Source organism: Aquitalea aquatica (genome assembly GCF_013911085.1).
Classification (GTDB): domain Bacteria; phylum Pseudomonadota; class Gammaproteobacteria; order Burkholderiales; family Chromobacteriaceae; genus Aquitalea; species Aquitalea aquatica.
This window is the reverse complement of sequence record NZ_JACERN010000024.1, coordinates 34,853-49,488: the sequence shown is the minus strand read 5'-3', so window position 1 is coordinate 49,488 and position 14,636 is coordinate 34,853. Positions and strand designations below refer to the sequence as shown.

The window sequence follows — 14,636 nt, the reverse complement described above, 5'->3', positions numbered from 1 at the left end:
GCGGGTTTCTATACGGTTGACTGGCGTTGGGCTACCAGCGCGACAAGGCGGCTGGCGATGGACGTGAGCGGCAACACCTCGTGCTGGCCCTTGAGCGCAATGGCTTCCTTGGGCATGCCGAACACCACACAACTGGCTTCGTCCTGGGCAATGTTGTAGGCACCGGCTTCTTTCAGCTCCAGCATGCCTTGCGCACCATCGCGTCCCATGCCGGTAAGAATGACGCCGATACAGTTTTTGCCAGCCAGATTGGCGGCCGAGCGGAACAGCACATCGACCGAAGGCCGGTGACGATTGACCGGCGGGCCATGATGCAGCGAGGTGGCGTAGCCGATGGTGGTGGCAGACTTCAGCAACAGGTGGGAGTGGCCGGGGGCGATATACACCGTGCCAGCTTGCAGCCGCTCGCCATCCTCGGCCTCCTTCACTTGCAGCTGGCATAGTGAGTCCAGCCGGGCAGCAAAGGATTTGGTAAACAGCTCGGGCATGTGCTGTGTAACCAGGATAGGCGGCATGGTGGGCGGCAGGGCACTGAGCAGCACGCGCAAAGCTTCGGTTCCACCGGTAGACGAGCCGACCACAATCACGGTCTGGCGTGTCAACGGGGTGCGGCCGGTCTGACGCGGCAGGATGATATCTGCGTTATGGCTGGGTACCACTTCCATTGGTGCCAATGGTTCCCGCGAAAACTGTCCCATTTATTTCCTTGCAAACATGCCGGCCAGCCGGCTTTATACAGGTGCCTAGCTTAAAGCCCCACCCGTCTTATGCCAAGATAATCAGTCGGCCGCCATGCTCAGCGTTTGCCGCAGCCGGTCGACCCACAGCGCGCTGGCCTGTTCGATCAGGTCCAGCACCCGGTCAAAGCCTCCGGCACCGCCATAGTAGGGATCGGGTACTTCCAGCACCGGAACCTGGCCCAACGGAGCCAGAATGAAGTCCAGTCGGGCTACGCGGTCTGGCGGACACAGTGCACGCAAGGCGGTCATATTGGCGCGGTCGGCGGCCAGAATCAGGTCGAAACGTTGAAAATCGGCCGCGCTCACCTGCCGGGCACGCTGTGCCGACAGGTCATAGCCGCGCTGCAAGGCGGCCTTGCTGCTGCGCGGGTCGGGTGCTTCACCAATATGGTAGCCATGGGTACCCGCCGAATCCACAGCGACCTGCCCGGCCAGGCCAGCCTGCTGCAAATGGGCGCGCAGCACCCCTTCGGCCGTGGGCGAGCGACAGATATTGCCCATGCAAACCATCAAGACTGCGTATTGTTTTGCCATGTCCGGATCCACTCCATGCGGGCTGCGTTGCCGCGCCCCACTTTCACCATAAACCAATCAGCGCCGGCCGGCAGCCGGGGCCTGGTCCTGCGCGGTCCAGTAACGGGCTGCCCAGGCCTGCTGCCCGGCCACATCCCAGAAACTCCAGGCCAGCAGCCGGCTACGCTTCTGCCCCTGCGCCATGTCCAGCACCCGGCTTTGCTTGACGCCGGCCTCACGCAAGACATGGCGCAAGGCAGGCAGACTGTCGGCACTGGACAGCAGGCTGGTGAACCAGCAGCAACGCCGGGCAAAGCGCACACTCTCGCTGATCATGCTGGCAACAAAGGCTTGTTCGCCACCGGGATAGCACAATTCGTTTTCCTGGCCACCGAAGTTCAGCAGCGGCTGCTTGCCGGGATGCTGCCCAGCCTTGCCCAGATTGCGCCATTTGCGCTGGCTGCCTGCGGCAGCTTCCGCTCGCGAGGCATGAAAAGGCGGATTGCACATGGTCACATCGAAATGCTCGCCGCTGGCGATGATGTGGCTGAACATCTGATCGGTGTGCGGCTGGTGGCGCAATGCGATATGCGCGGCAAATGCCGGATTGGCCGCCAGAATGGCCTGGCCATTGGCCAGCGCCAGCTTGTCGATATCGGCACCGACGCAGCTCCAGCCATATTCAGCATGGGCCAGCAAGGGATAGATGGCATTGGCACCCACTCCGATATCCAGCAGGCGGATTGCATCGCCCTGCGGCAGGCGGCCTTGCTGGCATTCCGCCAACAGGTCGGCCAGACAGTGCACATAATCGGCCCGCCCCGGAATGGGCGGGCACAGGTAGGCGGCCGGGATATCCCAGTCGCGAATACCATACCAGTCCACCAGCAAGGCGCGGTTCAGCAGCTTAACGGCTTGCGGGTTGGCAAAGTCAATGCTGGGCAAGCCATGGGCATTGGGCCGCACATATTTTTTGAGCGCGGGACAGGCAATAAGCAGCCGGGCAAAATCATACTGGCCCCGGTGACGGTTGCGCGGGTGCAGGCGAGGGCCTGGCGACCGCGCCTGGGCATGCGGCTTGGCTGGCATGCAGGCTCCTTGATACAGCAATACGGCGAAAAGCCGGCATTGTGCCAGCAATCGGCAGCGGCGTCCGATCCTCTCCTACCTGCGCACGATTCAGAACTGTGCGTGAACTGCCGTTTAATCGTAGCGGGCTTCGATCTCGCGGTAGGCGCCGCTCTGGCGCAGCAGGGCCAGACCACGGTCAAAGTTGTCGCGCTGCCAGGCATAGCGAAATGCCATCTGATACGGGGTGGGAGCAAACAGGTGGTAAACGGTCACCGGCGGGAGAGATCCCTGCTCGGCGCTCATCTCCTGCGTGAAATGGCTGATGATGCGCCAGTCGCCCACGATGGTATCAACCCGGCCGGCATACAGCAGACGGTTACGGACTTTTTGATCCCCCTCTTCCCGGTAACGGGTATTGGCATTGGCCATGGCTTCGAACGACGGGCCTAGCAGCTGGCGCGCTCGCTGGAAACTACTGATGGAATAACGTTGCAGATCGCTGATATCGCGAATCGTCAGCTGCCGCTGGGCCAGCGCCACCACCACATTGTGATATTCCAGATAGGGCTGGGAAAAATAGGCGGTCAGCCCGCTATAGGGATTGGTGGTGGCAATACCATCCAGCCGGCCTTGCTGCAACATGCTCTGCAAGCGCTCCATCGGCGCAAAGAAAGGTCGCACCTCCATGCCGGCACGCCGTGCGGCTGCCACGACGATATCCAGCTCCAGCCCACGGCGCTCTGCTTCAAAGATATAGGGTGGCTTGTTACTGCCAAAACCGATCTGCAACACCACGTTATTGGCCGGCAAGGCCAGCACCGGCATGCCAAACAACATCAAGCACCATCCCGCCAACAAACTGCCCAGTCTTGTCATCAGCCGTACTACCCTACTCTGCGCTGCGTCAGTCGCTACCGTCATCAGATGACGGGCCCGTCGCCCAGTTTTCGCCACAGTCCCTGCAGTTGCCACTGCCGGCACCACCCTTCCAGTTCTGCTGCCGGCATGGGCCGGGCAATGCCATAGCCTTGTACCAGGCGACAGCCCATCTGCAGCAGGACTGCTCCATGCGCCATGGTTTCCACTCCCTCGGCAATCACTTGTCGCTGGAATACTTCAGCCAGCTGGATGACGCTGGCGACAATGCCCAGATCATCTGCATCATCCAGCATGTTGGATACGAAACTTTGATCGATTTTCAGGGTATCCAGCGGCAGCTTGCGCAAATACGTCAGCGAAGAATAGCCCGTGCCGAAGTCGTCCAGAGCAAAGTGCACCCCAAGTGCCCGGCATTGCTGCAACACGGCCAGGGCCTGATCCATGTCGGCCAGTGCTGCCGACTCCAGCACTTCCAGCTCCAGCAGTGCGGGCTGGAGCTTCGGATAGTGATGCAGTGCCTGTTGCAGATGGTGATAAAAATCGTCATGCAGCAAGTAATTGGCACTGACATTGATGCTGATCGCCATCTCCAGGCCCTGCTCCTGCCAGCGGGCGGCTTGCGCCACGCCCTCATCCAGCACCCAGCGGCCAAAAGCGGTTTCCAGCTCGCTCCCTTGCAAGGTGGGCAGGAAAGCCGCCGGGGCCAGCAAGCCACGCTCGGGGTTCTGCCAGCGTATCAGCGCTTCTACGCCGATGATGCGGCCGGAACCCAGATCGACCTTGGGCTGGTAATACAGCAGGAATTGTTGCTGCTGCAAGGCCTGCCCCAACGACTCCAGCGTGCGGCGGTGCAACTGGGCCTTGCGGTCGCTTTCCGGGTCGAACAGCTGGTAGCGGTTCTTGCCAGATGCCTTGGCCTGGTACATGGCCTGATCGGCGTGACGCAGCAAAGTGTCGGCATCGGCGTCGTCCAGCGGATAGAGGGTGACGCCCACACTGGCACTGGTGCAGATGGCAGCCGCCGGCAGGCTGACTTCCTGGCGCACGGCACTGAGCACGCGATCAAGCACCGGGATGCATTCGTCGCTACCCGCCAGCCCCGACAGCAGCAGCACAAATTCGTCGCCGCCCAGCCGCGCCAGGGTGTCGTCGGCACGCAGCACCGACTTCAACCGCTCGGTCACCGCTATCAGCAACTGGTCGCCCGCATCGTGGCCATGCAGGTCGTTGACAGCCTTGAAGCCATCCAGATCAAGAAAACACACGGCGCAGGACTCGCCACTGCGCCGGCTGCGGATCAAGGCCTGCTCTAGTCGGTCGGACAGTAAGCGGCGATTGGGCACGCCAGTGAGCGGATCGAAATTGGCAATGCGGTTCAGCTCGGCTTCATGCGCCTTCAACTGGGTAATGTCGGAGAAGATGCCGATATAGTGCTGGATCTGACCAAACTGGTCGCGCACCACCGAGATCGACAGCAGCTCGGCGTACAGATCACCATTCTTGCGCCGGTTCCAGATTTCGCCACGCCAGAAATCATGCTGCTGCACCATGGACCACAGCTCCTGATAGAAAGCAGGTCCGTGCTGGCCGGATGACAGGATGGCTGGCGAACGCCCGATGGCTTCTTCTTCGCAGTAGCCGGTGATGCGGGTAAACGCCGCATTCACCTTGGTCATCAGCCGGGCCGGCGAGACGACCATGATGCCTTCATAGCTGCTGTCAAACACGATGGCCGCTTCTTTCTGGGCCAGCGCGTAAATCTTGTGCTCGGTGATGTCGGTATGCGTGCCGGACATCATCAAGGGCCGGCCCTGGCCGTCGTGCTCCACCACCCGCCCCCGTGACAATATCCAGCGCCAGCCACCGGCCAGGCTGCGGCAGCGCATTTCCATTTCGTACGCCGGTGTCTGGCCTGCCAGATGGCGCTGCAAAGCCACGTCCACCTGGGGGTAATCTTCCGGATGGATATGGCCCAGCCAGCTCTGGCGCGTGATGTCGCCGCAGTCCGGGGCATAGCCCAGCATTTCCTTCCAGCGCTTGCTGACCTGGAAATCATCGGTCTGGATATTCCAGTCCCAATACCCCTGGTCGGAGCCTTCCAGCACACGCGCCAACTGCTGCTCGCGCTGCAGCAGAGTCTGTTCCGCCTGTTTCTTTTCGCTCAGGTCGCGGCCAAAAGCCATGTAGCGGCCATCCTGCATGTGCACCGTGGTTAGTTCGGCCAGCACCTCGCTGCCATCCAGCCGCTGCAGCGTCCATTCACTGCGGATGAAGCGCTGCTGCTCCAGCTGGCGCAGATGTTCCGGCAACACCGGCAGGCTGGCCGGAGCCAGCAGGTCTCCCAGATGCATCTGTTGCAACTGGGCCTGGTCGTGACCGGTCATGCGGCAGGCTGAAGGATTGGCAAACAGATACTGGCCCTGTTCATCGGCAATCCAGATGGCATCACCCGCCTCGTTCAGCACAAAGCGCAAATCCTCATCCAACCGGCGACGCTCGGTGATGTCGGACAGGGTGCCGACCAGTCGCTGCACCTCGCCAATTTCATTGCGTTCCACCGCCCGCCCGCGCACTCTCACCCAGCGCAATTCGCCAGTACGGGTGATCAGCCGCACATCAAACTCCATCAAGGTGGTTTCGCCACGCAAGTGCTCTTGCAAAGCCTGTTGCCATACGCCCAGATCATCCGGCAGCAACAGTTGCTTGAAAAAGCCGATATCGTGTGTGTCGTCCTCCGGTCGGTAGCCTGTCAGCGCGTAATAGCGGGCAGAACGGTAGATATGGCCGCTGCGCAAGTCCCAGTCCCAGAAGCCGTCGCTGGTCGCCTCCACCACCTGCTGCAGCCGGCGCTCGCTGCTGCGGATCTGCAAAGTCAGCCGCATGCGTTCGCTGATATCCTGCACCGTGCCCTGCAAGCGCAGCAGCCGGCCAGTGCTGTCATGCACGGCTTCGCCACGCACGGTGATCCAGCGTTGTTCACCATCGGGCCGCAGCACTTCCGCATCACACTGATAGGGCTGGCCATCCTGCAGGCACTGCTCCACGAGGGCAGACAAAACGGCCCAGCTTTCGGCGGTGAAATACGCACAGACTTCGGGATAGACTGCTGGCGGCAATGCCGGCGAACGGCCATAAAGGTGGTACACCTCGCTGGACCAGACATGATGATCGCTGGCCAGATCCCAGCTCCAGTTGCCAATACCCGCCAGGCGCTGCGCCGCACGCAAGGCCGCTTCGCTCTCCTGTAATTCCTGTTCGGCCTGCTTGTGGCGGCTGATATCGCGCGAAATGCCGAACAGGCCGACCACCTGACCATCGGCATCAAATACCGGCCCCTTGCTCACCTGGAACACCAGCTCGGAGCCATCTTGCAGGCGCAGGAACTCTTCATGCATGTGCAAGCTGCCGCTACGCATGATGGCATCGTCCAGCACCATCAGCTCGGCAGCAGAGGCCGCATCAAACAAGGCATGATCATCCTCGCCGATAATGGTGCTCACCTCGCGCCCCACCATGCGGGCAGCCGCGGCATTCACCATCAGGTAGCGCCCCTGCCGGTCCTTGACGAAAATCGCATCCGAGGTACCCGCCACCACGGCTTCCAGCAAATTGCGATGGGTTTCATTGCGTTTGGCCAGCTGGCGCAGCAAACCGCTGAACAAGCTGACAGCACCACCGCACAAGGCGAGAAAACCCCATTGCAAGGTAATGTACGGTTCAGCCGCGCTGCTGTGGAAATGCGGTGTGGCCAGCCAGTCGACCCCGGCGACCGTCAACGCAGTCGCCAGCAACCCCGGCCCCAGTCCACCCAGCAAGGCGCTGAGTATGATGGGGAACATGAATACGATGAGCATGGGCCGCTGGTACACGCTGATTGGCAGCAAATGGCGCAAGCCCAGCACCGCCACTGCCAGTATCACCGCCAGCAGATAGCCCAGCCAGGGGGCAATACGGTCATGGCCCATGCGCTCGGCCCAGTTTTCCAGCAAGCCTGCGGTCGGGGAAGGCTCGGCTGCAGGCACGGCACGCAGGGAAAAGAACAGCATGACGGCGGTCATCAGGACAAACACACCGCCTTTGTAGGTGGACAACTGCAGCATGGTGTCGGCATCAGCCAGCAGGCTGAGCAAGCTATCCGACAGCAGAATCCACAGCATGGCCAGTACGCAATAGGCCACGACAACCAGGCGGATATAACGATTACGAACAGACGCGACCATGCCAGCCATTGCCTTAAGCAGTGAAGGGGCTGCCTCGAAAAAGCCAGCCCGGCCCCGACAGCCTTGCAGTCAGCGGGCGGGCTGGCCATGCGGAAAAATCATGCAAAAAGCAGCTGATTATCTATATATTTCCATCATAAAATCCATCTTTCGATAGAAAATGATTAAAACTGCGGCTGTTCCTGCTGATTTGCCGCCACCGCTGCCACTTCAGCTTAGCGCAGCCGGAAGCGGGCCACGATGGCATGAATATGCTCGACCTGGCTATCCAGTGCACTCAGCGCCTGGTTGGTGGCATCCACCTCGCTACGGGTTTCCGAGGCATTGCCGGCAATACCGCTGACGTCATTGGCCACCTCGGCGCAGCTTTGCTGCTGCACTGCCACTTTCTGGCTGACACTACCCACCAGCTGCACCACTTGATCGGACTGCAGGCTGATGCACTTCACCGCATCGCCGGCCTGGCTGATATTGTCCACGCTGGTGCTGACACTGGCCTCAACCTCTTGCATGTCGCGCACCGCCACCTGCACCTGGCTACCAATGGATTTGACAATGGTGTCGATTTCGCCAGTAGAGCGGCTGGTGGAGTCGGCCAGCTTGCGCACCTCGTCCGCCACCACGGCAAAGCCGCGGCCTGACTCACCGGCGCGCGCAGCTTCAATGGCCGCATTCAATGCCAGCAGGTTGGTCTGATCCGCCAGCGACTCGATCACCCCGACAATCTTGGTAATGGCGGCACTGGAGTCCTGCAACTGATGCAGGCATGTTGCCGTCTGGCCAACAGCGGCAGCCACCGAACGGATATCACCCAAAGCGGTCTGGATGGCCTCGTTGTTCTGCCTTGCCCGCGCCGCCGATTCCGTACACAGCCCGGCTGCTTGTCCGGTCTTCTGCAGGATGTCCAACATGCCGCCATTGAGCTGCTGCAATTCCTGGTCGATATGCTGCGAAGCACGCTCACCGGCCTCGGCCACCGCAGTCAGATGCTGCGAGGCGCTACCCATATTGCGATTGGCCATCACGACCTGCTGCAAACGCTGCTCTACCTCCAACATGCTGTCCTGCAAGGCTTGCAGCAGATTGTTCAGCGCCCGGCCAGCCCGCTCGGCCTGTTTGCTGCACAAGCCTTCCACCCGGCAGGTCAGGTCGAAATTATCAGCCACCGCAATCATGGTTTTTTCAATGCGCCGCAAATCATAAATCTGCTTGAAGGTCAGGTATTGCCGGTAGACCACGAACAGGCCAAACAACAACAGCAAACCCATGACCAGTACTACGCTCAGCATGGTATTGCGCTGGCTGGCTTGCAGCGGTGCCAGCTTTTGCGCCAGCTGCGCCGGTGTCAGGTGGTAATACACCAGCCAGGCTTTGTCGCTGTGTATCTGCAAAGGCAGGCTGAGCAAGGCGCCGCCCTGGGCTTCGGCATTGCTCTTGCCGGCCAGCAGATCCGGCAGCACGGTGTTGCGTCGGTCAAAAATACGGATACCGCGATCGGCATTCACCAGTGCGAAACCGGCGGCCTCCACCGGCATTTTCAGCCCGCTCTTGGCGGCTTCTTCACGGTCTTTGCCAGTCAGGACCAGATATGGCATGTCCAGCAGCGCCGCCTCGAAAACATTGGCACGAACAATGGAGGAAATGACGCCGATAAACGCATGTTCGTTGCTGTACACCGGCACCGAATACAGAAAGCCGGAGGCGTCATACACATTGCACTGCGCTTTGGAGTAGTACTGGGTATTGTCACAGGTACGCATCAGCGGCGATGTGGCGGCCGGAATATCATCCAGCACCTTGAAGTTGAAACGCGGATAGGCCGCTTTCAGTTCGGCCAGCTGGCGCGGGAAATAGCTGTATTCCTCATCTTCCAGTTGCTCTGGCTGGTCAGGGTCCTTGCTCTTGGCTTCGTCGTCTTCTTTCTTGCCGGCCTCAGGCTCCAGCCGCACGGTGTCAAACATGAAAAACGGTACCTGGCCTTTTTTGTAGTCCAGCCCGTCCATCACCGCATACACCTCGGACACCCGGGTACGGCTGACCATATTGTTGAAAATCTGCTGAACCGTATTGAAGGCATCCGCCGTAAAGCGATGACCCGTCACCACATCTTCTTTTTCGTCGGCCCTGTTACCACCCTGAATCTGCCGCACACTCGGCAGCAGGCTGATGGTACGGCTGTTTTCATACATGGTATTGAACATGTCTTGCAGTTGCCGGCGCTTGCGCTCCAGCTGTGGCATAGCCTCCTGCTGGATCACCTGCTGGCGGGCCTCAGCCAGCCGCTCGCTGTACAGATGTCGCAGCCACCACTGGCTAGCACCAAACAACAAGGCAAACAACAGCAGCAGCCAGAACAAGCGGAAGTAAAGAAATGCTCTCCAGGGAGACAGGCGTGTTTTTGTCATGTCAACTTGTTTTCCGATTAAATATGACAAACAGAAAAATACCGTTAAGAGAGTTATAGAAGACTTTGCACCGAGATCAGCGAATTTTCCCCCTGCGACAGCCACCGCGTACGATCACCCACGCTCTTTGATGACCAATCGCAGTAGATAACAAGTTAATTTAATTAAAAATATCCCACCATGAGGGAGGAAAAAGTAGCGAGGTCACAGCACATCAGGCAAAAGAAAATTGTGCTTGGCCACCCATCTTGCGCTATCGCAACACCTTAATGACATTTAAATATAAAATCAGTACCGACACTTACATGCTATAGAGTAGAAATACGTCCGCCAGCCGAGCTGTCAGTCAGCAGCAGCGCCTCTCCCGCCAGGGATACGCGGTGAGGAGCGGCCAGGCGGCAGAAAATTTCAGGTTCGAAAGGGGAAAAGATGAGCATCGCCAGAAAAATGCAGCTACTTAGTGCGCTTACGATTCTGGGCTTTATTGCCATTGGTGTGGCAGTGTTCATCAGCCTCAGCAATTTGCAGAGCAACCAGAATGATCTAAGCCGGCGTACCGAGCATGTGCAGCGCCTGCTGGAGGTCAAGGCCAGTGCCCTGTCCACCATCCAGCTAGACCCCACCACGGTGGAAACCGCCAAGATTTTTGCTGATGCCGAAAAGAACATCGAACTGCAGCTGGCACAGCTGGAAAAGCTGGCCCGCCGCCCGGCCATCCGGGAACAGGCGCAGCATATCCGGACTCAGTGGCAGCGCTATGACCAGGACTCGCATGCCCTGATGAGCCAGGCCAAAACCGATGTCAAGGCCGCCAACGATCAGCTTATTCCCTTGTACAACAAGGAATTCGTACCACTGCAACAGGAGGTGGAAGCCGCCATCAGCAGCATGAGCCGAGATTGCGCGGCCTCCAAAGCCAAGGTGGCCGATCTGCTGGCCATGCAGTTCTGGCTGGTGCTGGCACCGCTAATGGTATTGGCCTGCTGCTTGCTGCTGTTTGTCACCAGCATGTCACGTGGTCTGAGAAACACGCTGCAGCCCATGCTGCAAGCCTTGCAGCAACTGAGCACCGGGCAGTTGGCAACCCGCCTGCCGGCCACCGGCAAGGATGAGCTGGCGGCCATCGCCCAGGCGGTCAACCAGTTCATCGAGCACACCCATGCCATGGTGCAACAATTCCAGCAGGGCTCGCAGCAGCTGTCTTCTTCGGCTGTAGTGCTATATGGCACGGCCAGGGAAATCGTTAGCAGCGTGGATAGCCAGAACGAAGCCGCCGCCTCGATGGCGGCGGCGGTAGAGCAAATGTCGGTCAGCGTGAACCATGTGGCCAATAATGCTGGTACCGCATTGCAGCTGTCGCACAGTGCCGGCGATATTTCGCGCCAGGGTGGGCAGATCATCCACGATGCCGCTGCGGAAATGAGCCATATCGTCAGCGCGGTGCACAGTGCCAGCGATACGGTGCAAGAGCTGAACCAGCACTCACGCAATATTTCTGCCGTGGTGCAGGTAATCAAGGAAATCGCCGATCAGACCAATCTGCTGGCCTTGAACGCCTCTATCGAGGCGGCACGCGCCGGCGAACAGGGGCGCGGCTTTGCCGTGGTGGCAGACGAAGTGCGCTCGCTGGCGGAGCGCACCAGCAGCTCGACCCAGGAAATCGGCAAGATGATCAGCCAGATCCAGGGCAGCACCGGCACGGCGGCCAAGGAAATGGAGCAGGTGGTATTACGGGTGGGCAGTGGTGAGCAACTGGCCAAGCAGGCTGGCGAGCGCATGAGCGAAATCCAGAGCGGCACCGAGCAAGTAATCCAGGCCATCAATGCCATCTCCACCGCCCTGCAACAGCAAAGTGCCACCAGCCATGAAATCGCCGCCCAGGTGGAAAAAGTGGCCAAGATGACCGAGGACAATCATGGCGCAGCCCGCCACACCTCGCAGTCAGCCGGCGAACTGGAACAGCTGGCAGGCCAGATGCAAGGCGTGGTCAGCCGCTTTCGCACCTGACCGGCCTACCCATCTCCGGGCTGCCAAGCAAACCGCGCGGAGAGTCCGGCCTTAAACGGCCCTACTCCACGGCTCCAGGGCAAACCGCCGACTGCTGGTTCAGCCCTTGTTGCTCCACGTGGAAGCTGGCCAGACGTCGCCCGTCCTGTTGCCGCAGCCTGACAATATAGAGGCTGTCGAAATCAGCAGACTGCCATGTCGGCACCTGTGCCGGGTCTGCCCCATTCTGACGGAGCAAGCGCTCTGCCAGCTTGGCCACCAGCCGGTGCTCCCAGGCGACAAAAACAGTAGCATCAGCGTATTGCGGCCGGGCAAGCTCTGCCTCCAGCCCGGCCAGATCATCCAGCCCGTAATCGGTATTCACCGGCAAACCCAGCGCAATGGCAGTGGGCTCAATAGTGGCCAGCGGCCGGATATAGTTGTACTCCACTCCGCCATCCTTCTTGCGTACCCCGGGATTGGGTGCAAACAGGGCAGCGGGTCGATCAAACTTGCGCTGTAGCACCGCCGGCAGCGCCAGCGCGCGGTTCAGGCCCTGACAGCTAAGCTGCCCCAGGCCTGCCGCCGGCTTCTCCGCATGGCGGAACAGCACGATGGTTTGATCTGCCTGGCTGGCAGCATGCCAGAGCAGGCCCAGCGCCAACGCCAGCAGGCGAGCGTGTTTTTTCATTGCACTTGTCCGGGTAAATCCGCCATCACCATGACAGCGGATGGTTGAAGGCCACCGCGCCTGATCGTTCAGGCGAGGACGGCATGGCCAGCGTGGCTTGCGCTGGCGATTTCCTGCAATTGCGGTCCCAGCTGCATCGCCAGTTGCCACAGGCGCTCCGCCACCGGCGACAGTGAGCGTTGGCGACGACGTATCAGCATGATGGTGCGGCGCTGCTCGGGCACCAATGCACGCACCACCAGCCTGGACCCTGCCGGCAGCGGCAGTGCCAGACCAGGCGACACACTGATGCCGATGCCGGCCTGCACCATCTGAAAGACCGAGCTGGAATGACCCAGCTGCTGCACCACCGGGCAATGTGCGCCATGGCTGGCCAGAATGCGGTCGATGATGGGGCGGCTGCCCGAATTGTAATCCAGCAACACCAGCGGCTGGCCATCCAGTTCAGCCCAGTTCAGCGTGGACTTGTCGGCCAGCGGGTGATCATCGCGGCAGATCAGCCAAAAACCATCGTCCAGCAAGGGCTGGCACTCCAGCTCATCCATGGCATCCGGCTCCACCACAATGCCGAAATCCACTTCGCCGCTGCGTACGCTATCGATGTTGAGCCGCTGCACCTGATCGTGCAGCACTGGCCGGATATGCGGGTATTGCTGGGCGCAGTGTGCCAGCAAGGCTGGCATCAGGCTGGCCGACAAGGTGGGGCTGCTGGCAATGTGCACCGTGCCATGCGCTTGCTCGCCCTCTTTGCGCGCCTCTTCCAGCAAGAGCTGCAGCTCGTCCAGCTGTCGTCCCAGCTGGCCAGCAAACCGCAGGCCGGCAGCAGTCAGCTCCACTTCTCGTGTGGTGCGATCCAGCAGGCGCATACCCAGTTCAGCCTCCAGTTCGCGCACGCAGCGGCTGACTGCGGGCTGGGTCAGGCCGATTTCATCGCCGGCACGGCTGAAGCTGCGCAAACGGGCCACCGCACGAAACACCTGCAATTGGCGCAAACTGATATTCATAAGTAAAAATCATGTATTGATCTGATAAATCAATTTGTAGTCTGAATCGTTTGCGGTTTCAATAGCAAGCTGATTCCTTGCCGTGATACGAGTGACCCCATGCTGAAAATGATCGACTCCTTCACCCTGGCGCTGATTGCCACGGTTACCCTGGCCAGCCTGCTGCCCTGCCAGGGCGAGGTGGCACAGGCCATGAACCTGATCACCACCCTGGCCATAGGCCTGCTGTTTTTCCTGCACGGCGCCAAGCTGTCACGTGAAGCAGTAATCACCGGAGCCACCCATTGGAAGCTGCATCTGACGGTACTGGTCTGCACCTTTCTATTGTTTCCGGTGCTGGGGCTGGCGCTCAAGCCGCTGCTCGGCCCGCTGGTGACGCCGGAGCTGTATCTGGGCGTGCTCTATCTGTGCATGCTGCCGTCCACGGTACAGTCGTCCATTGCCTTTACCTCGATGGCTCAAGGCAATATCCCGGCGGCCATTTGCAGTGCCACCGCGTCCAATATCTTCGGCATTTTCATCACGCCGCTGCTGGTGGGCATGCTGGTAATCAGCCATCACGGCAGCGATCAGGGCATGGGCTCCATCACCGACATCGTGTTGCAGTTGTTGCTGCCCTTTATTGCCGGCCAGATCGCTCGCCGCTGGATAGGCTGCTGGGTGGACAAGCACAAGCCGCTGCTGCGTTATGTTGACCAAGGTTCCATCCTGCTAGTGGTCTACACCGCCTTCAGCGCCGCAGTGATTAGCGGCCTGTGGCAACAAACCCCGCCGCAATCCTTGCTGGGCCTGCTGGTGGTGTGCTGCCTGCTGCTGGCCATTTTGCTGGGGCTGACGGCTTACTCCAGCCGTAAGCTGGGCTTTGACCGCGCCGACCAGATCACCATCGTGTTCTGTGGATCCAAGAAAAGCCTGGCCAGCGGCGTGCCGATGGCCAAGGTGCTATTTGCCGGCCACCCCATCGGCTCCATCGTGTTGCCGCTGATGCTGTTTCATCAGATCCAGCTGATGACCTGTGCCGTGCTGGCCCAGCGCTATCGCAAGCAGCAGCTTGCAGCACAGGCAGCAAGCCAGCGGGCCTGACACGCACGGTCACCCAATAACAAAGCCCCGCCGGCATAACACCG

10 protein-coding genes are annotated in these 14,636 nt (G+C 60.1%); 2 read left to right on the top strand and 8 right to left on the bottom strand.

Features of this window, described 5'->3' with window-relative positions:
• Nucleotides 1-8 precede the first annotated feature (8 nt).
• From H2Z84_RS08815 to H2Z84_RS08790, 6 genes are all read right to left on the bottom strand, one after another.
• Nucleotides 9-698 carry a chemotaxis protein CheB gene (locus H2Z84_RS08815; protein WP_220272762.1) on the bottom strand — a complete coding sequence of 230 codons (690 nt, stop codon included), beginning with the start codon at nucleotides 696-698 and terminating at the stop codon, nucleotides 9-11.
• Nucleotides 699-779: 81 nt separating this feature from the next.
• Complete coding sequence (locus H2Z84_RS08810; RefSeq protein ID WP_258869347.1) at nucleotides 780-1,274, bottom strand: low molecular weight protein-tyrosine-phosphatase; 495 nt, start codon at nucleotides 1,272-1,274, stop codon at nucleotides 780-782.
• 57 nt (nucleotides 1,275-1,331) lie between these two features.
• Complete coding sequence (gene rlmF, locus H2Z84_RS08805; RefSeq protein WP_181835664.1) at nucleotides 1,332-2,342, bottom strand: 23S rRNA (adenine(1618)-N(6))-methyltransferase RlmF; 1,011 nt, start codon at nucleotides 2,340-2,342, stop codon at nucleotides 1,332-1,334.
• Between the two features lie 114 nt (nucleotides 2,343-2,456).
• On the bottom strand, nucleotides 2,457-3,161 hold the full coding sequence (locus tag H2Z84_RS08800) for a substrate-binding periplasmic protein (RefSeq protein WP_220272761.1): 705 nt from the start codon (nucleotides 3,159-3,161) through the stop codon (nucleotides 2,457-2,459).
• A gap of 83 nt (nucleotides 3,162-3,244) precedes the next feature.
• Nucleotides 3,245-7,423 carry a PAS domain S-box protein gene (locus H2Z84_RS08795; protein WP_181835663.1) on the bottom strand — a complete coding sequence of 1,393 codons (4,179 nt, stop codon included), beginning with the start codon at nucleotides 7,421-7,423 and terminating at the stop codon, nucleotides 3,245-3,247.
• A gap of 215 nt (nucleotides 7,424-7,638) precedes the next feature.
• Nucleotides 7,639-9,828 (bottom strand): methyl-accepting chemotaxis protein, encoded by a 2,190-nt coding sequence (locus H2Z84_RS08790; RefSeq protein ID WP_181835662.1) that lies wholly within the window; start codon nucleotides 9,826-9,828, stop codon nucleotides 7,639-7,641.
• Between the two features lie 429 nt (nucleotides 9,829-10,257).
• Between H2Z84_RS08790 and H2Z84_RS08785 the strand changes: the two genes are divergently transcribed.
• Complete coding sequence (locus H2Z84_RS08785; protein ID WP_181835661.1) at nucleotides 10,258-11,835, top strand: methyl-accepting chemotaxis protein; 1,578 nt, start codon at nucleotides 10,258-10,260, stop codon at nucleotides 11,833-11,835.
• Nucleotides 11,836-11,896: 61 nt separating this feature from the next.
• Here H2Z84_RS08785 and H2Z84_RS08780 read toward each other — a convergent pair whose 3' ends face one another.
• Together H2Z84_RS08780 and H2Z84_RS08775 are read right to left on the bottom strand one after the other, a co-directional pair.
• Nucleotides 11,897-12,505 (bottom strand): hypothetical protein, encoded by a 609-nt coding sequence (locus H2Z84_RS08780; protein WP_181835660.1) that lies wholly within the window; start codon nucleotides 12,503-12,505, stop codon nucleotides 11,897-11,899.
• 68 nt (nucleotides 12,506-12,573) lie between these two features.
• Nucleotides 12,574-13,509: a LysR family transcriptional regulator gene (locus H2Z84_RS08775; protein ID WP_181835659.1), complete on the bottom strand. Its 936-nt coding sequence runs from the start codon at nucleotides 13,507-13,509 to the stop codon at nucleotides 12,574-12,576.
• Nucleotides 13,510-13,608: 99 nt separating this feature from the next.
• Here H2Z84_RS08775 and H2Z84_RS08770 point away from each other — a divergent pair, with 99 nt between their 5' ends.
• Nucleotides 13,609-14,592 carry a bile acid:sodium symporter family protein gene (locus tag H2Z84_RS08770; RefSeq protein ID WP_181835658.1) on the top strand — a complete coding sequence of 328 codons (984 nt, stop codon included), beginning with the start codon at nucleotides 13,609-13,611 and terminating at the stop codon, nucleotides 14,590-14,592.
• Nucleotides 14,593-14,636 lie beyond the last annotated feature (44 nt).

Excerpts from the sequence above, each read along its gene's own strand:
- H2Z84_RS08815 (WP_220272762.1), bottom strand. The coding sequence starts at position 698 with ATGGGACAGTTTTCGCGGGAACCATTGGCACCAATGGAAGTGGTACCC.
- H2Z84_RS08810 (WP_258869347.1), bottom strand. The coding sequence starts at position 1,274 with ATGGCAAAACAATACGCAGTCTTGATGGTTTGCATGGGCAATATCTGT.
- rlmF (WP_181835664.1), bottom strand. The coding sequence starts at position 2,342 with ATGCCAGCCAAGCCGCATGCCCAGGCGCGGTCGCCAGGCCCTCGCCTG.
- H2Z84_RS08800 (WP_220272761.1), bottom strand. The coding sequence starts at position 3,161 with ATGTTGTTTGGCATGCCGGTGCTGGCCTTGCCGGCCAATAACGTGGTG.
- H2Z84_RS08795 (WP_181835663.1), bottom strand. The coding sequence starts at position 7,423 with ATGGTCGCGTCTGTTCGTAATCGTTATATCCGCCTGGTTGTCGTGGCC.
- H2Z84_RS08790 (WP_181835662.1), bottom strand. The coding sequence starts at position 9,828 with ATGACAAAAACACGCCTGTCTCCCTGGAGAGCATTTCTTTACTTCCGC.
- H2Z84_RS08785 (WP_181835661.1), top strand. The coding sequence starts at position 10,258 with ATGAGCATCGCCAGAAAAATGCAGCTACTTAGTGCGCTTACGATTCTG.
- H2Z84_RS08780 (WP_181835660.1), bottom strand. The coding sequence starts at position 12,505 with ATGAAAAAACACGCTCGCCTGCTGGCGTTGGCGCTGGGCCTGCTCTGG.
- H2Z84_RS08775 (WP_181835659.1), bottom strand. The coding sequence starts at position 13,509 with ATGAATATCAGTTTGCGCCAATTGCAGGTGTTTCGTGCGGTGGCCCGT.
- H2Z84_RS08770 (WP_181835658.1), top strand. The coding sequence starts at position 13,609 with ATGCTGAAAATGATCGACTCCTTCACCCTGGCGCTGATTGCCACGGTT.